The following is a 16,982-nucleotide window of genomic DNA, read 5'->3' as shown; positions in this document are numbered from 1 at the left end:
CAATTTCCACCCGCCGTTCACCGTTGCGGCCGCCACCGTATTCGCGGGTAAACCCGCTCCTACCGGTGTTTGTGCTACTGGCTGGATATTGCGCCAGGCAGGTGATCGCAAGGCAACCAGCCTGGCTCAAGACATGCGCTGTAGATGCAGCGTATGCCTGTCAGGCGCGGTGCTCATGCATGCGCGCCAGTTGCCGTTCCAGCATTGACGGGTAGGGCTCCATCAGGCGCTCCACACAGCACGCGCCTTCGGGGCTGGCGATCGGGCGAATACGCGCACGCTGGCGAATCAGGGCATCATCGTTGATCTGCCGCTCTACCAGCAACAGGTTGCGGCTGTGCTGCGACAGCGCCAGGGCATCCTGGACCTTCTCGGCTATCAGCAGGTCAACCAGTTCCAGCCCATGCAGGTCGTTGCCCAAGACCAGGCCTAGCTGCAGTTGCAGGGTGATGCCGCTGTCGGCTACCTCGATCTGCAAGGCGTGGCCCAAGGCGCGCAACAGTTCGCCACAGCAAATGGCGTTGGTCAGGTAGTCCTCGCCACATTCGCGGCTGTGGAACAGCACCAGGGTGCTGCCGTCGTTCAGTGTGTGGGTTTCGCCGTCATAGAGCGAAGCCGCGTGCTCCAGGCAATCGCGGTAGCGCTCGGTCAGCTCGTCCAGGCGTGTACGTGGCAGGCGGCGCAGTTGCTCCTGCGAGCCCAGCTGCACGGCAAGTACGGCGCTGTACTGCGGCTCGTCGGACTCGACCTCTGCGGCGGCCTTGGGGGCAGTGTCGTCGTCCAGCAGGCCGGCGAAGGCTGCGTCGTCATCTTCGTCTTCCAGGGCGACCTTGGTGCGCGGTACGGCCTTGGGTGCCGGGGCAGCTGCGTGCAGGTCGTCGAATTGCTCGTCGTCTTCTTCCTCGGGCTCCGGCTCTGGTGGCGGAGGCGGGGCCAGGCGTGCATGCAGCTGTCGGGCGATGTCGCCGATCTCGTCCTGGCGGTCGGTGGCCGGGGTATAGGGCTGCGGGTCGCGCAGCCATACCCGCAGCTGCAGCAGTGGCAGGGTGATGAAGCGGCCTTGACGCAAGCTGAGGGCCAAGGCCAGGGCCAGCAGGATGGCGGCCAGAATGCCCATGCTCTGCAGGCTGATCAGCATCGGCTGCTGGAACTGGCTCATGTCCAGGCTGATGCGCAGTTGCCCGGCCATCACGTCCTGGAACGTGATCTTGGTCTGGTACAGGCCTTCGGCCTCGCCCAGCAGGCTGTTGCGCGGGCGCTGGCCAGCTTCGGCGAGGATGCGGTTATCCACGCTGTAGATTGCCGCATGGGCCACCAGCGGGTTTTTCACCAGGTTGCCCAGTAGCACGTTGAGGCTGAGGATGTCGTTGGACACCAGCAGCTCGGTTGCCGATGTGGCAGTCTGGGTGGTCAGGCTCTGGCCCAGGGCATCTGCCTGCTCATGCATGGCCTGCTTGAACTGCAGGCCCATCACGCAGGCGTAGATCACCAGCGCCAGCGCCACCAGGAAAATGTTGGTGCAGGCGATGCGCAGTGCCAGCGGCACGCGACGTTGACTCAGGGCGCGATAGATCATCAGGAAGAAGTTGTCTGGTTTGACTGGCGTGGGCCGGTTCACAGAGCTCGGCTCTTAATGGCATGAAAGTGGGGGGAGTATAGCGAGCCGGGTTTTGTCGGCAAAGTATCGTTGGCGCCCGATGGTCATGGAAAATCGGTAGAATGCGCATTTTTCATCGAAGTCGGAGCCAGGTTGTGCGCGAAATCGTCCTGATCAACATCACCGGTGAGGACCGTCCCGGTCTCACTGCGGCTATCACCGGCGTCCTGCTGCAGGGCGGTGTGAGTGTCCTCGACATCGGCCTGGCGGTCATGCACGGCACCTTGTCGTTTGGCATCCTGGTCGACATCCCGGACAACGAAGTGGCTACCGCGCTGCTGCAAAGCGTGCAGGCCAAAGCCCACGAACTGAACCTGCAGGCCCGTTACACGCCGATTTCCGAGGCGGACTACCAGCACTGGGCCGATGGGCATGGCGAAGCGCGTCACATCGTTACCCTGCTCAGCCGCAAGATCACTCCCGAGCAGTTGCAGCGGGTGAGTGCGGTAATCAGCCAGTACGGCCTGACCATCGAGCGCATGGAGCGCCTGTCGGCCCGGGTGGCGCTGGATACAGAAATCGACAAGGGCAAGGCAGCCGTCGAGATCTCCGTGCGTGGCGTGCCGAGCGATGCCCAGGCCCTGCGCGCCGACTTCTTTGCCCTGGCTGAAGAACTGAGTGTCGACATCGCCTTCCAGAAGGACGATCTGTTCCGCCGCAACCGCCGCCTGGCGGTGTTCGACATGGACTCCACGCTGATCGAGGCCGAAGTCATCGACGAATTGGCCAAGGCAGCGGGTGTGGGGGAGCAGGTGGCGGCGATCACCGAGCGCGCCATGCGCGGTGAACTGGACTTCCGCGCCAGCTTCAAAGAGCGCATGGCTCTGCTCAAGGGCCTGGATGTGGGTGTGCTGGACGAGATCGGGGCATCGCTGCGCCTGACCGAGGGTGCCGAGAACCTGTTTGCCGAGCTCAAGCGCCTGGGATACAAGACTGCGATTCTATCCGGTGGCTTTACCTACTTCGCTCGTCAGGTACAGGCGCGCCTGGGTATCGACTATGTGTTCGCCAACGAACTTGAAGTGGTCGATGGCAAGGTAACCGGCGTGGCTGTTGAGCCGATTGTCGATGCCCAGCGCAAGGCCGAACTGTTGAAGAAGCTGGCCAGTGAGGAAGGCTTGCAACTGGAGCAGACCATCGCTGTGGGCGATGGCGCCAATGATCTGCCGATGCTGTCGCTGGCCGGGTTGGGCGTGGCGTTCCGTGCCAAGCCGCTGGTGCGCCAGTCGGCCAAGCAAGCGATTTCCACCTTGGGGCTGGATGGGGTGCTGTATCTGCTGGGCCTGCGTGACCGCGACGCCCGCGGCTGATCCGTGAATCTGGGGCCGCATGCTGGCCCCAATGAAAAAGGCCCTGCATTTGCAGGGCCTTTCCATATGGATCGAATCAAGCCTGCACGGGTGCCGCCAACTGTTGCCCCATGCGCACTGCTGAGCCAGCACCCAGGCTCTCGGCCCATTTCACCTGCTCTGGCCCGAAGAGCACGATGGCAGTCGAACCCAGCTTGAAGCGGCCTAGTTCGGCACCTTTCTCCAGGTGGATCGGGGCGCGGCTGGCTTCGTCGTAACGGAAGGTCTTCAACTCACGCTTGGGCGGCGTGACCAGCCCAGCCCATACCGTTTCGATCGAGGCGACGATCATCGCACCGACCAGTACCACGGCCATTGGCCCGCGCTCTGTATCGAACAGACAGACCACGCGCTCGTTGCGGGCGAACAGTTCGGGGACATTCTCTGCGGTGGTCTGGTTGACCGAGAACAGACGGCCCGGCACGTAGACCATTTCGCGCAGGGTGCCGGCCAGCGGCATGTGCACGCGGTGGTAGTCCTTGGGCGACAGGTAGATGGTGGCAAACTCGCCGCCCATGAACGGCGCGGCCATGGCCGGGTCACCGCCCAGCAGCTCTTGCGCGCTGAAACCGTGGCCTTTGGCCTGGAAGATACGGCCGTGCTCGATCGGGCCGAGCTGGCTGACCGCACCGTCGGCCGGGCACAGGATGGCGCCCGGGGTTTCGTCCAAAGGGCGGGCGCCTGGCTTCAGGGCGCGGGTGAAGAACGCATTGAAGTGCTCGTAAGCGCTCAGGTCTTCGACCAGAGCCTCGCTCATGTTGACCTGGTAGCGCTTGGCGAACCATGCGGTGAAGGCGTTCTTGAACCAGCGCACACGGCACTCGGCGATGCAGCCGGCCAGCCGCGACAGCAGGTGGTGCGGCAGCAGGTACTGGCTGATGATGAACAGACGGGGTTTCATGCAGGTTCCTTAGACTTCTACAGGCGTGTCCGGATGGTTGCCCCATTCGCCCCACGAGCCGGCGTAGGCCTTGACGCGTGGGTAGCCGAGGGACTTGGCCACCAGGTAAGTGAAACCGGAGCGGCGGTGGGTCTGGCAGTGGGTGATCACTTCCTTGTCGGGGGTGATGCCCAGCTTCTCCAGGACTTCAGCGATGTCGTGGCGGATGCGCAGGTGGTCGTTGAAGTCCATGCCGGCGGTCCACTCGAAGTTGATCGCGCCGGGAATATGGCCGCCTTTGGCTGCCAGCACTTTTTCGCCGCTGAATTCCTGCGGGCCGCGCGCGTCCCAGATGACCAGGTCATCGGCACCCAGGCGGCTTTGCAGGTACTCGCGGGTGGCAGTGGGTGCGCTGTCGATGTGCAGACGGACCGGGGCGTTGCCACTGGCCGGCACTTGGGTGGACAGCTTGTCTGCCGGCCAGGCCTGTATACCGCCATTGAGGTAGTGGTAGCGCTTGTGGCCGATGACATCGAGCAGCCAGATGAAGCGCCCGGCCCAGCCGCCACCTTCATCGTCGTACACCACATACACGGCGTCGGCGCGATGGCCGAGTTCGCTGAACAGCTTCTCGAGCTCGCCCAGGGCCGGCAGCAGGCCGGGCGCCGGGGGCTGGCCGAGCTGGGTGCGCTTGCCTTCGACAAAGCGCGCGCCGGGGATATGCCCGCTGACATAGCGGTTGGCGCTGCTCAGGTCGACCAGGATCAGTTGCGGCGAATCCAGGCGTGGCAGCAGGTCTGCAGCTTCGATCACCAGGGGCAGGCCGGAAAAGTCGGTCATCCACGGTCTCCAGTGTGGAAAGAGGGGCGATTGTAGCGCAAGGCTCAACCCTTGCGGTTGGTAAACACCGACAAGGCCCGCTCGATGCATTGCGCGGTCTTGCCGAAGGCTTGCACGCTGATATCGGCCATCGGCCGGCAGCCCTGGTCGGCGACCAGCAGCATCAGCACCTGGTCGTTCGCGGCCAGCGAGCGAAGTAGAACATGCTCGCTGCGAAACAAAGCGCGCAGCGGGGCAGGCATCAGCGCCGAGAACTGGCTGTGGTTTTCCGGTGTGATGCGCAGCTGCCCGGCCTGCCTCAGCAGCTTTTGCAGCAGCTTGTTCTGTGATACCTGCAGGGCCAGGGCCCCAGCCTCCTTGGGCAGACCGGCAATTTGCTGCACGCGCAGGTAGTCGCTGGCCTTGTCCAGGCTAAGCAGCATGATGCGTTGCATGCCGCAGGCCAGCAGGGCTTCCTGGGCCTGGGTGGCCAGGTGCACGGCGTTGGTGAACGGGCTGGGTTGGGCCAGCAGGTGCTGGCACAGCGTGCGCCAGCGCGCCAGGTCGTCGCTGCTGGGTGGAGGCGGGGCCAGCATGTCCGGGTGAGGGCGGCGTTGGTGCCACGGCCAGATCAAAGCCTCGGCCGGGTGGAACAGGGCATGCCGGGCGTGGCGGCGGGCGCTGGCAGCCGCCTGCTGGTGCACTTGCTGCTGCACGTCTTCCAGCGTGGTTTGCAGGTACAGCGCGGTCAGCAGTTGCCAGCGCAGCAGGTGCGGGTTGTCCCAGCCGACCTGTGCCGCCAGGGCCAGGTTGTTGGCCAGCAGTACGGTATTGGCCGGCTGGTTGAACCAACGTCGCAAGCCGGGCTCGGCATCCAGGCGGTGCTGTTGGCTGAGCAGGTCTTCGTCGCGGGCGATGCTCAGCACCTGGGCCAGTTGCTCGCGCTCTTCCAGCAGCAGGCGATAGCCCTGGGTGACCCACTGGGGCAGGCGCCAATACTCGGCCATGGTCTGGCACAGCGCCATGATGCGCACGCCGAACAGTTCTTCCTCGACGTGGGCGGCGTCTTCACCTTTGTGAATAACCCGCAGTTCCCAGGTGTCGAGCAGCTTGGGGTAAGCCAGTGCCAGTGGCCAGAGTGGCGACAGGAACAGCAGGCTGCCCCAGTGAATCTCTTGCCACAGCCGTGCCAGGCGGCTGGCGAACAGGCCGCTGGCCTGCTGTGCCGCATGCTGGCTGATCATCTGGAACTGGCACAGTACCGGCGGAATCTCCTCCACGGGCAGTGCCGGCAGGCGTTTGAGAAGCTGCTCGCTGCGCTCCAGGCCCAGGCGGTTGAGTGCGACTTCCAGGCTTTCGGCGGGCTCGGCGAGGCTGGCATTGGTGGGGTGATTGGCTTCGCGCATCACTGACAGCACCAGTGCCGGGCTATCCTGCATCAGTTCGGCGATATCGCGCAGCGAGCGGCGGTTATCGTGGATGGCGGCCATGACCCGGTCGTAGCTGTGCTTCGGCACGGGGATGCGAACACTCTCGAGCAGCTTTACCCAGGCCTCTAGCGTACGCGGGGCCTGAGTGGGCACCTTGGTTTCAATTGGCATTTTGACATCAGTCCGAACTGGCTTTTCGCATTGAGTGGCTATAGTCTGGCGCAGTTCTGCCGATAAGTAGAAGAAGAGTTTTAAAGCTCCCGTCTCTTCCCCTGACCACGACAGCAAGTGCTTTGAACCTATGGCTAAAATTATCGGCATCATCGTCGTATTCGCGAGCGTGCTCGGCGGCTACGTGCTCTCCCACGGCAAGATCGCAGCGCTGATCCAGCCGTTCGAAGTACTGATCATCGGCGGTGCGGCCTTCGGTGCATTCCTGCAGGCCAACCCTGGCCACATGACCATGCATGTCATCAAGAAGTCGATAAAGATGTTCGGCTCGCGCTTCAGCCATGCCTTCTACCTGGAGGTGCTGGGCCTTGTATACGAAATCCTCAACAAGAGCCGTCGCGAAGGCATGATGGCCATCGAGGCCGACATCGAGGACGCCGCTGCCAGCCCGATCTTCGCCAAGTACCCGACGGTACTGGCCGATGAGCGCATGACTGCGTTCGTCTGCGACTACCTGCGCATCATGTCCACCGGCAACATGGCCCCGCACGAGCTCGAGGGCCTGTTCGACATGGAACTGCTGAGCATGAAAGAAGAGCTGGAGCACCCGTCCCACGCGGTGACCGGCATCGCCGACGGTATGCCCGGCTTCGGTATCGTTGCGGCGGTACTGGGTATCGTGGTGACCATGGCCTCGCTGGGCGATGGCGACCAGGCGGCCATCGGCATGCACGTAGGTGCGGCGCTGGTGGGTACCTTCTTCGGTATTCTGGCGGCTTACGGTTTCTTCGGTCCTTTGGCCAAGTGCCTGGAGCACGATGCCAAGGAAGAACTGAACCTCTACGAATCGATCAAGGCTTCGCTGGTGGCCTCGGCGTCGGGCATGCCACCTTCGCTGGCGGTCGAGTTCGGGCGCAAGGTGCTGTACCCCAAGCACCGCCCAAGCTTCGCCGAACTGGAACAAGCGGTTCGCGGTCGCTGAGTCATGGAGAACAATCAGCCCATCATCGTCAAGCGCGTCAAGCGCTTTGGCGGCGGCCACCATGGTGGCGCCTGGAAAATCGCCTTTGCCGACTTCGCCACGGCGATGATGGCGTTCTTCCTGGTGCTGTGGCTGTTGTCCACGGCCACGCCTGAGCAGAAGATCGCCATTGCCGGCTACTTCCAGGACCCAATCGGTTTCTCCGAGAGTGGCACGCCTTATGTCATCGACCTGGGTGGTTCACCGGAAATGGCGCCGGACAAAACCATCAATCCGGAAGTGAAGACCGAGCCGACGCAGCAGTCCCCCACTCAGCTGAGCAAGGACCAGGTCGAGACCATGGCCGAGCAGGTCGAGCGCGAGCGTCTGGAGCTATTGCTGCAGGAACTGCAGAACAAGGTGGAAGAGAACCCGCAGCTGCAGAAGTTCAAGGACCAGATCCTGTTTGAGATTACCCAGGATGGCCTGAGTATCCAGATCATGGATGCCGAGAACCGGCCGATGTTCGACATCGGTAGCGCGCGCCTGCAGCCCTACTTCGAAGATATCCTGCTGGCCATGGCCGACACCATCAAGGCGGTGCCGAACAAGATCAGCATCAGCGGCCACACCGATGCCAAGCAGTATGCTGGCACGGGCGAGTACGGTAACTGGGAGCTGTCGGCCAACCGCGCCAACGCCGCGCGTCGTGCACTGGTGGCCGGTGGTTACCCGGACAGCCAGGTGGCGCGGGTGGTGGGTTACGCCTCGTCATCGCTGTTCGACCGCGAGGACCCGTTCAACCCGGTCAATCGCCGCATCGACATCATCGTGCTGACCAAGAAAGCCCAGCGCAACATCGAGGGTGAGCAGGGTGCGCCGCAAACACCGCCAACTGCTCCTGCAGCGCCAGCCAGTGGTGCTGCGCCAGGGGCTTCGGCGCCGGCTGCCCCAGGGGCAACTGAACAGACACCGATGCAACCGCGTGAGCTGCGCCAGAAGCTGAACATCTTTGAAGAGGGCACGCTGAAGATGGATGACGCCAAGGAGCAGTAAGCGGCCTTTTTGTGTGGGCAACTGTGCTACCCAGCACTTGAACGCTGGCGCGATCACTGCAGGAGCGGGTTTACCCGCGAAGCCTCCAGCGCGGTGAATGGCACCGGCGTTGCCGGTGTTCGCGGCTAAAGCCGCTCCTACATACGCATCGGTGATTGGGCGCAGGCCGTCGTAGGAGCGGGTTCACCCGCGAAAGGGCCGGACCTGCTGGCCAATTTCCACCCGCCGTTCACCGTTGCAGTCGCCACCTTATTCGCGGGTAAACCCGCTCCTACAAGGGATTGCGGCAACTTTCAATTCGAGCGTTTCAGTAGCTGTCTTCTGCCAGGCTGGCGATGATCGAGCGATAGCTGTTCATGCGTTGCGGCTTGATACGCCCCTCTTCCAGTGCCTTGAGCAGCGCGCAGCCCGGTTCGCGGTCATGCTTGCAGTCGCGGAAGCGGCAGGTGCCGAACAGGTCGCGGAACTCGATGAAGCCGTCTTCCACGTCGTCGCGGCTGACATGGCCAAGGCCGAACTCGCGAATGCCCGGCGAGTCGATCAGGTCGCCGCCGTTGGGGAAGTGGTACAGCCGGGCCGTGGTGGTGGTGTGGGTACCCTGGCCAGACCATTCCGACAGGTCGCCGACGCGGGTGCCGGCGTCCGGCAGCAGGCTGTTGACCAGCGACGACTTACCTACCCCTGACTGGCCGACGAACACACTGATGTGGCCGTCGAGTAGCTGCTGCAGGCGCTGCATGCCGTCGCCCTGGTGTGCCGATACTTCCAGCAGCGGGTAACCCAGTTCGCGGTAGACCTCCAGCAACGCATGCAGGCCGGGGCCGTTCTCTTCGTTGATCAGGTCGGCCTTGTTCAGCAGCAGCAGCGGCCGCAGGCCGGCGTGTTCGGCCGCTACCAGATAGCGGTCGATCAGGTTCGGGTGTGGTTCCGGCGCCGGGGCGAACACGATCACGATCAGGTCGACGTTGGCAGCTACGGGTTTGAGCTGGCCATGGTTGTTCGGCCGGCACAGCTCGGTGCTGCGCGGCATCTGCGCCACGATCACGCCAATGCCCTGATTGCCCGCACGCCATACCACGCGGTCGCCGGTGACCAGTGCTGGCAGGTTGGCACGCAAGTGACAGCGGAACACCTGGCCCGCGGTTTCGCCGTCCTGGGCTTCCACTTCTACCTGTACGCCGAAGTGTGCGATCACCAGGCCAAGCTGCTCCGGCCCCAGGTCACCACCCTCCAGTTCCTGCAGTGCATGCTGCTCGCGTTTGGCCGCGCGAGCGGCGCGCTCACCCTGGATTTTTTCGATCCGCCAGTTCTGGCGGCGATTGAGCTGGCGTTTGGCCATGAAGGTACCGTAAGAGAGGCCCGGCGTGGGCATTGAAAACGGCAGGCAGTTTAGCACGCCAGCCGCTGGACTATTCCGCCCAGCTTTATGCCGTGAATGGGCGCGCCTTGGCCACTAGGCTAATATGACCGCCTATATGAGGAGCCCCTGCATGCAAAACCCACAGAACCTGATCTGGATCGACCTGGAAATGACCGGCCTGGATCCGGACAGCGACGTTATCATCGAAATGGCCACCATCGTCACCGACAGCGAGCTGAACACCTTGGCCGAAGGGCCGGTAATCGCCATCCACCACAGTGACGAAGTGCTGGCGCGCATGGACGAGTGGAATACCCGCACCCATGGTGCTTCGGGGCTGACCCAGCGCGTGCGCGAGAGCAAGGTCAGCATGGCCGAAGCCGAGGCGCAGACCATCGCCTTCCTCGAGCAGTGGGTGCCTAAAGGCAAGTCGCCGATCTGCGGCAACAGCATCTGCCAGGATCGTCGTTTCCTCTACCGCCACATGCGCAACCTGGAAAACTACTTCCACTACCGCAACCTGGATGTCTCCACCCTCAAGGAATTGGCCGCGCGCTGGGCGCCGAACGTGCGTGACAGCTTCAAGAAGGGCAATACCCACCTGGCGCTGGACGATATCCGCGAATCGATCGCCGAACTGCGTCACTATCGCGAGCACTTCATCAAGCTGTGAGTCGAAACGGCGCAGATATTGTATCTGTGCCCCCTTTTGGTGCCTTGGGCAACTGGTTAGACTGCGCGCCTTTCCTGCACGGACCCGCACCATGTTGTTGATGCTCTACCTCATCGCCATTACCGCCGAAGCCATGACTGGCGCGCTGTCTGCCGGGCGTCGCGGCATGGACTGGTTTGGCGTGGTACTGATCGCCTGCGTCACTGCGCTTGGGGGCGGCTCGGTGCGTGATGTACTGCTCGGGCACTACCCGCTGACCTGGGTGAAGCACCCGGAGTACCTGGTGCTGACCAGTTTTGCGGCGCTGCTGACCATTTTCATCGCGCCAATGATGCGCCGCCTTCGCTCGCTGTTCCTGGTGCTCGATGCCCTGGGGCTGGTGGCATTTACCCTGATTGGCTGCATGACGGCGCTGGAGATGGGGCAGGGCATGCTGGTGGCGTCGATCAGCGGGGTGATCACCGGGGTGTTTGGCGGGATCCTGCGGGATATCTTCTGCAACGATATCCCGCTGGTGTTCCGCCGAGAGCTGTATGCCAGCGTGTCATTTGCGGCGGCCTGGTTCTATCTGGGTTGCGTGTATTTCAAGGTGCCGGCGGAGCAGGCGATGTTGCTGACACTGTTTGGCGGTTTCCTGGTGCGCCTGTTGGCGATTCGCTTCCACTGGGAAATGCCCAAGTTCCACTACAACGACCAGCAATAGGCTGATGCAGCCCTGTAGGAGCGGGTTTACCCGCGAAAGGGCCGGGCCTGTCGGCCAATTTCTACCAGGCGTTCAATTTTGCCACTGCCACAGCATTCGCGGGTGAACCCGCTCCTACAAAGATTGTGTGGCTAGGAAATGTCGTGTCGGGCCAGCGCCCATTCCACATGCTCGCGCACCAGATCCGATTCATCGTCGCGCCGGGCCTTCAGCGCCTCGATCACCGGAATCGTCGACGGCGCATTGCCCAAACCTACCGCCAGGTTGCGCAAAAAACGCTCGTACCCGGCCCGCCGCAACGGCCCGCCTTCGGTCTTGCGCAGGAAGGTGCGTTCATCCCACAGGAACATCGCTGCCAGATCGGTATTTTCCAGCCCGTGCCGTGGCTGGAAATCCTGCTCCTGGCTGTGCTTGGCAAAGCGGTTCCACGGGCAGACGATCTGGCAGTCGTCGCAACCGAACACCCGGTTGCCCATCTTTGCGCGCAACTCGACAGGGATCGCGCCTCTCAGCTCGATGGTCAGGTACGAGATGCAGCGCCGGGCATCCAGCACATAAGGCCCGACGAACGCCTGTGTCGGGCAGATGTCCAGGCAGGCCTGGCAACGCCCGCAGTGTTCGCTGGTGGTGGCTTCGTCCACCGGCAGCGGCAGGTCGACGAACAGTTCGGCAAGGAAGAAATAGCTACCTGCCTTGCGGTTGAGCAACAGCGTGTTCTTGCCGATCCAGCCCAGCCCGGCCTGTTCGGCCAGGGCTTTTTCCAGTACCGGGGCGCTGTCTACAAAGGCGCGGTAGCCGAACGGGCCGATGGCTTCCTGGATGCGGTCGGCAAGAAACTGAACGCGCTTGCGCACCAGCTTGTGGTAGTCCCGGCCAAGCGCATAGCGCGACACGTAGGCCTTCTCCGGCTGGGCCAGGCGCTGTGCCATCTGCGTGTCGCCGGGCAGGTAGTCCATGCGTAGCGAGACCACGCGTACCGTGCCGGGGATCAGTTGGTCCGGGTGTGACCTTTTGCTGCCGTGGGCGCCCAGGTATTCCATTTCACCCTGATAGCCGGCGTCGAGCCAACGCTGCAGGTGGTGTTCGTGTTCGCCAAGGTCGACCCCGGCGATGCCGACATGGGCAAAACCGAGTTCCTGGCCCCACATCTTGATCGATTGGGCCAGTTGGGCGAGGTCAGGTGTGGAGGCAGGCATGGATGGGCAAGGCAATACGGGCTCAGGTGCGTATAATTCTGCCAGACATTGGAGCCTTTGACCCCATGCCGCAGACCAAACACCCCAGTAATGCCCCTCAATTGCTCAGCAGCGTGACGGTTGCCCGCCTGCCGGCACGGCATGCGCATGCCCACAAGGGCGACTTTGGCCATGTACTGGTGGTCGGTGGCGACCTTGGTACCGGAGGCGCTGTATTGCTCAGCGCTGAAGCCGCCCTGCGTTGCGGCGCCGGGCTGGTCAGCGTGGCAACCCGGCCCGAGCACGTGTCGGCCAGCCTGGCGCGCCTGCCCGAGGTCATGTGCCTGGGGGCCCGTTCGGCCAACCAGCTGATGGGCGTGCTGGAGCGCGCCTCGGTGTTGGTGGTCGGGCCCGGCCTGGGGCAGGCGGCGTGGGGCCGCAGCCTGTTGTCGGCGGTGGCCAACGCCGAGCGGCCGCAAGTGTGGGATGCCGATGCCTTGAATTTGCTGGCGCGCACCCCGCTGGCCCTGCCCAGTGGCAGCATCCTTACCCCGCACCCGGGGGAGGCGGCACGGCTGCTGGGCATTTCCACCGAGGCGGTGCAGGCCGACCGCCCTGGCGCCGCACGCAAGCTGGCGCGCCGTTATAACAGCGTCTGTGTACTCAAGGGTGCTGGCACATTGGTGGCAGCTCCGAGCGGGCAACTGGCGGTGTGCGAGCGCGGGCACCCGGCGATGGCCGGCGCCGGTCTGGGCGATGTGCTGACTGGCGTGTTGGCGGCACTGGTGGCCCAAGGCCTGGATGCCTGGGGTGCGGGCTGTCTGGGGGTATGGTTGCACGCCTGTGCCGGCGAGCGCCTTGGGATAAAAGGTAGAGGCCTGGCGGCCAGTGATCTGGCGCCGGTCATTCGTGAGTTGTTGGAGGAGCATTCTGCGTGTCTGGCTTAAATTTGTTTCTGGCCGATGAAGAGGCCACGGTCAAATTCGGTGCAGCACTGGCCGAAGTGACCGGTGGTCGCGGTGTTATTTTCCTTGAAGGCGACCTGGGTGCGGGTAAAACTACCCTGTCGCGTGGCCTGATCCGCGGTCTGGGCCATACTGGTGCTGTGAAAAGCCCGACGTTCACCGTGGTCGAACCCTATGAAATCGGCGAGGTCCGAGCCTTTCACTTCGACCTGTATCGCCTGGTCGACCCGGAGGAGCTTGAGTTCATGGGTATTCGTGACTATTTCGAAGGCGACCCGCTGTGCTTGTTCGAATGGCCACAAAAGGGTGCGGGCGTTTTGCCAAAGCCTGACCTGACCATTACCATAAGCCCCCAAGCGAGTGGACGCTCGCTGAACCTTTCGCCGCAGGGGGCTCGCGGCGAGGCCTGGTGCGTGGCACTGGCCGAACACTATAAACAGTAAGTGGGGTAGGTATGCGCATACGCGCACTGGTCGCCATCGTTGGGCTGCTGCTGACAACGGTGACCGTTGAGGCTCTGGCCGTCACTCAAGTCAAGAGCATGCGCCTGTGGCGCGCACCGGACAACACGCGGCTGGTTTTCGACCTGTCTGGCCCCGTGCAGCACAGTGTCTTCACCCTGAGCGCGCCCGATCGCCTGGTCATCGACATCAATGGCGCAACACTGGCCGCGCCACTGAATGTGGCCACCTCCAACACGCCGATAAGCAATGTGCGTTCGGCCCAGCGTACGCCAACCGACCTTCGGGTTGTGGTCGATCTGAAAAAGTCGGTAACCCCGAAAAGCTTCACCCTGGCGCCCAATGCACAGTACGGCAACCGCTTGGTGGTCGACCTTTATGACCAGGAAGCTGACGCTATCGCGGCCAGCGCGCCGCCGCCTGCACGGGCCCCGGTGCAAACGCCTGCGACCACGCCGGCGGTGCCAGTGACGCCGGCCCAGCCGGCGATCAAGCTGCCACCGGTACCCAGTGGCAAGCGTGACATCGTGGTTGCCATCGATGCCGGGCATGGCGGCGAAGACCCTGGCGCTTCCGGCTCGCGTGGCCAGCACGAAAAAGACATCGTGTTGCAGATCGCCAAAGAACTGCAGCGTCAGATCAACAGCGAAAAAGGTTTCCGCGCAGAGCTGACCCGCACCGGTGATTACTTCATCCCACTGCGCAAGCGTACCGAAATTGCCCGCAAGAAAGGCGCCGACCTGTTCATTTCGATTCACGCCGACGCGGCTCCGTCGCGTGCGGCCTTTGGCGCTTCGGTGTTCGCCCTGTCCGATCGTGGCGCCACCTCCGAGACTGCGCGCTGGCTGGCCGACACGGAAAACCGTTCCGACCTGATCGGTGGTGCGGGTAATGTCAGCCTCGACGACAAGGACCGCATGCTCGCTGGCGTGCTGCTTGATCTGTCGATGACAGCTACGCTCAGCTCCAGCCTCAACGTGGGGCAGAAGGTATTGGGCAACATGGGGCGCGTCACCTCGTTGCACAAGCAGCGCGTGGAGCAGGCCGGCTTCATGGTGCTGAAGTCACCGGATATTCCGTCGATTCTCGTTGAAACCGGGTTCATCTCGAACAACAACGAAGCAGCCAAGCTGGCCTCGCCCAGCCACCAGCAGGCACTGGCCCGCTCGATCCGCACCGGGGTGCGCCAGTACTTCCAGCAGAACCCGCCACCTGGCACCTATATCGCATGGCTGCGTGACACCGGCAAGATTGCCGCCGGCCCGCGTGAACACACCGTGCGCCCTGGCGAAACCCTGGCGATGCTCGCCGTGCGTTACCAGGTCAGTGTGGCCAGCCTGCGCAGCACCAACAGGCTGAAGACCGATGAACTGAAGGTTGGCCAGCGCCTCGATGTGCCCGCCACAACCTTGGCCGCGCAATAATGAGTGGCGGTTCACGAATTCAGCTGCTCAGCCCGCGGCTGGCCAACCAGATTGCTGCCGGCGAGGTTGTAGAACGGCCGGCATCCGTAGCCAAGGAACTGCTGGAAAACAGCCTGGACTCCGGTGCCCGGCGCATCGATGTCGAAGTAGAGCAGGGCGGCGTCAAGCTGCTGAAGGTGCGGGACGACGGCAGCGGCATTTCTGCCGACGACCTGCCGCTGGCGCTCGCCCGACACGCCACCAGCAAGATCCGCGAGCTGGAAGACCTTGAAGGGGTATTGAGCCTGGGCTTCCGTGGCGAGGCTTTGGCCTCGATCAGTTCGGTGGCGCGCCTGACCCTGACCTCGCGTACTGCCAGTGCCAGCGAGGCATGGCAAGTTGAAACCGAAGGCCGAGACATGACGCCGCGGGTGCAGCCGGCGGCGCACCCGGTCGGTACCTCTGTGGAAGTGCGCGACCTGTTCTTCAATACCCCGGCCCGGCGCAAGTTCCTCAAGGCCGAGAAAACCGAATTCGATCACTTGCAGGAAGTGATCCGCCGGCTGGCACTGGCCCGTTTCGATGTCGGCTTCCACCTGCGCCACAACGGCAAGAGCATCCTCAGCCTGCATGAGGCCCACGACGAAGTCGCCCGTGCGCGGCGGGTGGGTGCCATCTGTGGCCCGGGGTTCATGGAGCAGGCGCTGCCGATCGACGTCGAGCGCAACGGCCTGCGCCTTTGGGGCTGGGTCGGTTTGCCCACGTTCTCGCGCAGCCAGGCAGACCTGCAGTACTTCTTCGTCAATGGCCGGGCAGTGCGCGACAAACTGGTCGCCCATGCCGTGCGTCAGGCCTACCGGGACGTGCTGTTCAACGGCCGCCACCCCACTTTCGTGCTGTTCCTGGAGCTGGAGCCCAACGGCGTCGATGTGAACGTGCACCCTACCAAGCATGAAGTGCGATTCCGTGAAGGGCGCTCGGTGCATGACTTCCTGTATGGCACCTTGCACCGTGCCTTGGCCGACGTACGCCCGGAAGATCAGCTGGCCGCACCTGCTGCCGTGCCTGAGCTGGTGCGCCCGACTGGTCAGCAGGCCGGTGAGTTCGGGCCCCAGGGTGAAATGCGCCTGGCCTCGCCGGTGCTTGAACAGCCTCGAGCCCCACAGCAGTCATTTTCCAATGGTGGCAGTGGCGCCGGTTACCAGTATCAGTACACCCCACGCCCCTCGCAGCCGCTGCCGGCCGCAGAGGCACAGGCGGTGTATCGTGAGTTCTACAAGCCGCTGGAAACCGGTGCAGCGCCTGCGACGGCCCTGCCCGAAAGCCAGGGCGACATTCCCCCGCTAGGCTACGCGCTGGCGCAGCTCAAGGGCATCTACATCCTGGCCGAGAACGCCGTTGGCCTGGTGCTGGTGGACATGCACGCCGCCCACGAGCGGATAATGTACGAGCGCCTCAAGGTGGCCATGGCCAGCGAGGGCCTGAGCGGCCAGCCGCTGCTGGTGCCGGAAACCCTGGCCCTGAGCCAGCGTGAGGCCGACTGTGCCGAAGAGCATGCACAGTGGTTCCAGCGGCTGGGCTTCGAATTGCAGCGCCTGGGCCCCGAAACTTTGGCGATTCGCCAGATCCCGGCCTTGCTCAAGCAGGCCGAAGCCAACCGCCTGGTGCAGGACGTGCTTGCCGACCTTATGGAATACGGCACCAGTGATCGCATTCAGGCGCACCTCAACGAACTGCTCGGCACCATGGCCTGTCACGGTGCCGTACGCGCCAACCGGCGCCTGGCAATTCCCGAGATGAACGCCCTGCTGCGCGACATGGAAAACACCGAGCGCAGCGGCCAGTGCAATCATGGCCGTCCTACCTGGACCCAGATGGGCCTGGACGATCTGGACAAACTTTTCCTGCGCGGTCGATGA

Annotated in this window: 15 protein-coding genes and 1 pseudogene; 10 read left to right on the top strand and 6 right to left on the bottom strand. The window is 63.4% G+C overall.

Going from position 1 to position 16,982, the window contains the following annotated elements; all coding sequences use genetic code 11:
• Nucleotides 1-208: pseudogene (locus ACF8EF_RS00795) on the top strand (hypothetical protein); the annotation flags it as partial.
• On the opposite strand, the gene ACF8EF_RS00790 reads toward ACF8EF_RS00795, so the two are convergent.
• Nucleotides 161-1,618: an AhpA/YtjB family protein gene (locus ACF8EF_RS00790; RefSeq protein WP_176683132.1), complete on the bottom strand. Its 1,458-nt coding sequence runs from the start codon at nt 1,616-1,618 to the stop codon at nt 161-163. The pseudogene ACF8EF_RS00795 and the gene ACF8EF_RS00790 overlap by 48 nt on opposite strands.
• A 134-nt stretch (nt 1,619-1,752) precedes the next feature.
• Here ACF8EF_RS00790 and serB point away from each other — a divergent pair, with 134 nt between their 5' ends.
• Nucleotides 1,753-2,967, top strand: coding sequence for a phosphoserine phosphatase SerB (gene serB, locus ACF8EF_RS00785; RefSeq protein WP_176683133.1), 1,215 nt, complete (start codon nt 1,753-1,755; stop codon nt 2,965-2,967).
• Nucleotides 2,968-3,043: 76 nt separating this feature from the next.
• Here serB and asd read toward each other — a convergent pair whose 3' ends face one another.
• Genes asd through ACF8EF_RS00770 form a run of 3 tightly spaced genes read right to left on the bottom strand, consistent with a single transcriptional unit; the run spans nt 3,044 to nt 6,306 of the window.
• Nucleotides 3,044-3,907 (bottom strand): archaetidylserine decarboxylase, encoded by an 864-nt coding sequence (gene asd, locus ACF8EF_RS00780; RefSeq protein ID WP_392460333.1) that lies wholly within the window; start codon nt 3,905-3,907, stop codon nt 3,044-3,046.
• 9 nt (nt 3,908-3,916) lie between these two features.
• On the bottom strand, nt 3,917-4,726 hold the full coding sequence (locus ACF8EF_RS00775; RefSeq protein WP_176683135.1) for a rhodanese-like domain-containing protein: 810 nt from the start codon (nt 4,724-4,726) through the stop codon (nt 3,917-3,919).
• Nucleotides 4,727-4,770: 44 nt separating this feature from the next.
• Nucleotides 4,771-6,306: an HDOD domain-containing protein gene (locus ACF8EF_RS00770; protein WP_392460332.1), complete on the bottom strand. Its 1,536-nt coding sequence runs from the start codon at nt 6,304-6,306 to the stop codon at nt 4,771-4,773.
• A 130-nt stretch (nt 6,307-6,436) separates the two neighbouring features.
• On the opposite strand from ACF8EF_RS00770, the gene motA reads away from it, so the two are divergent.
• Both motA and motB read left to right on the top strand, forming a co-directional pair.
• Nucleotides 6,437-7,288 (top strand): flagellar motor stator protein MotA, encoded by an 852-nt coding sequence (motA, locus tag ACF8EF_RS00765; protein WP_176683137.1) that lies wholly within the window; start codon nt 6,437-6,439, stop codon nt 7,286-7,288.
• 3 nt (nt 7,289-7,291) lie between these two features.
• Entirely contained in the window at nt 7,292-8,323 is a 1,032-nt protein-coding gene (motB, locus tag ACF8EF_RS00760; protein WP_392528945.1) for a flagellar motor protein MotB, read from the top strand.
• A gap of 307 nt (nt 8,324-8,630) precedes the next feature.
• On the opposite strand, the gene rsgA is transcribed toward motB, so the two are convergent.
• Entirely contained in the window at nt 8,631-9,662 is a 1,032-nt protein-coding gene (gene rsgA, locus ACF8EF_RS00755; protein WP_392460329.1) for a small ribosomal subunit biogenesis GTPase RsgA, read from the bottom strand.
• A gap of 151 nt (nt 9,663-9,813) precedes the next feature.
• Here rsgA and orn point away from each other — a divergent pair, with 151 nt between their 5' ends.
• Nucleotides 9,814-10,356, top strand: coding sequence for an oligoribonuclease (gene orn, locus ACF8EF_RS00750; protein ID WP_176683140.1), 543 nt, complete (start codon nt 9,814-9,816; stop codon nt 10,354-10,356).
• 91 nt (nt 10,357-10,447) lie between these two features.
• Complete coding sequence (locus ACF8EF_RS00745) at nt 10,448-11,059, top strand: trimeric intracellular cation channel family protein (RefSeq protein WP_003249516.1); 612 nt, start codon at nt 10,448-10,450, stop codon at nt 11,057-11,059.
• Between the two features lie 131 nt (nt 11,060-11,190).
• On the opposite strand, the gene queG is transcribed toward ACF8EF_RS00745, so the two are convergent.
• A complete protein-coding gene (gene queG / locus ACF8EF_RS00740) occupies nt 11,191-12,255 on the bottom strand; it encodes a tRNA epoxyqueuosine(34) reductase QueG (RefSeq protein ID WP_209963120.1) in 1,065 nt (354 codons plus the stop codon).
• Between the two features lie 65 nt (nt 12,256-12,320).
• On the opposite strand from queG, the gene ACF8EF_RS00735 reads away from it, so the two are divergent.
• The 4 genes from ACF8EF_RS00735 to mutL are packed head-to-tail and all read left to right on the top strand — an operon-like array spanning nt 12,321 to nt 16,982.
• Nucleotides 12,321-13,181, top strand: coding sequence for an NAD(P)H-hydrate dehydratase (locus tag ACF8EF_RS00735; protein ID WP_176683142.1), 861 nt, complete (start codon nt 12,321-12,323; stop codon nt 13,179-13,181).
• A complete protein-coding gene (gene tsaE, locus ACF8EF_RS00730; protein WP_003249523.1) occupies nt 13,169-13,642 on the top strand; it encodes a tRNA (adenosine(37)-N6)-threonylcarbamoyltransferase complex ATPase subunit type 1 TsaE in 474 nt (157 codons plus the stop codon). The genes ACF8EF_RS00735 and tsaE overlap by 13 nt, the downstream gene beginning before the upstream one ends.
• Before the next feature lie 11 nt (nt 13,643-13,653).
• The gene (locus ACF8EF_RS00725; protein WP_176683143.1) at nt 13,654-15,084 is read left to right on the top strand and encodes an N-acetylmuramoyl-L-alanine amidase; all 1,431 of its coding nucleotides are present in this window, start codon (nt 13,654-13,656) and stop codon (nt 15,082-15,084) included.
• Nucleotides 15,084-16,982, top strand: coding sequence for a DNA mismatch repair endonuclease MutL (mutL, locus tag ACF8EF_RS00720; protein ID WP_084851629.1), 1,899 nt, complete (start codon nt 15,084-15,086; stop codon nt 16,980-16,982). The genes ACF8EF_RS00725 and mutL overlap by 1 nt, the downstream gene beginning before the upstream one ends.

Origin of the sequence: Pseudomonas sp. zjy_15 (assembly GCF_043101865.1) — a bacterium.
GTDB classification, from domain to species: Bacteria; Pseudomonadota; Gammaproteobacteria; order Pseudomonadales; family Pseudomonadaceae; genus Aquipseudomonas; species Aquipseudomonas putida_Y.
Note: the sequence above shows the minus strand (reverse complement) of the source record. Positions and strands in the feature narration are given on the sequence as shown.

What these genes read in the sequence shown, in the direction of transcription:
- motA (WP_176683137.1), top strand. Translation starts at nt 6,437, where the DNA reads ATGGCTAAAATTATCGGCATCATCGTCGTATTCGCGAGCGTGCTCGGC.
- queG (WP_209963120.1), bottom strand. Translation starts at nt 12,255, where the DNA reads ATGCCTGCCTCCACACCTGACCTCGCCCAACTGGCCCAATCGATCAAG.
- ACF8EF_RS00775 (WP_176683135.1), bottom strand. Translation starts at nt 4,726, where the DNA reads ATGACCGACTTTTCCGGCCTGCCCCTGGTGATCGAAGCTGCAGACCTG.
- ACF8EF_RS00745 (WP_003249516.1), top strand. Translation starts at nt 10,448, where the DNA reads ATGTTGTTGATGCTCTACCTCATCGCCATTACCGCCGAAGCCATGACT.
- ACF8EF_RS00770 (WP_392460332.1), bottom strand. Translation starts at nt 6,306, where the DNA reads ATGCCAATTGAAACCAAGGTGCCCACTCAGGCCCCGCGTACGCTAGAG.
- ACF8EF_RS00725 (WP_176683143.1), top strand. Translation starts at nt 13,654, where the DNA reads ATGCGCATACGCGCACTGGTCGCCATCGTTGGGCTGCTGCTGACAACG.
- mutL (WP_084851629.1), top strand. Translation starts at nt 15,084, where the DNA reads ATGAGTGGCGGTTCACGAATTCAGCTGCTCAGCCCGCGGCTGGCCAAC.
- ACF8EF_RS00735 (WP_176683142.1), top strand. Translation starts at nt 12,321, where the DNA reads ATGCCGCAGACCAAACACCCCAGTAATGCCCCTCAATTGCTCAGCAGC.
- motB (WP_392528945.1), top strand. Translation starts at nt 7,292, where the DNA reads ATGGAGAACAATCAGCCCATCATCGTCAAGCGCGTCAAGCGCTTTGGC.
- rsgA (WP_392460329.1), bottom strand. Translation starts at nt 9,662, where the DNA reads ATGGCCAAACGCCAGCTCAATCGCCGCCAGAACTGGCGGATCGAAAAA.
- asd (WP_392460333.1), bottom strand. Translation starts at nt 3,907, where the DNA reads ATGAAACCCCGTCTGTTCATCATCAGCCAGTACCTGCTGCCGCACCAC.
- orn (WP_176683140.1), top strand. Translation starts at nt 9,814, where the DNA reads ATGCAAAACCCACAGAACCTGATCTGGATCGACCTGGAAATGACCGGC.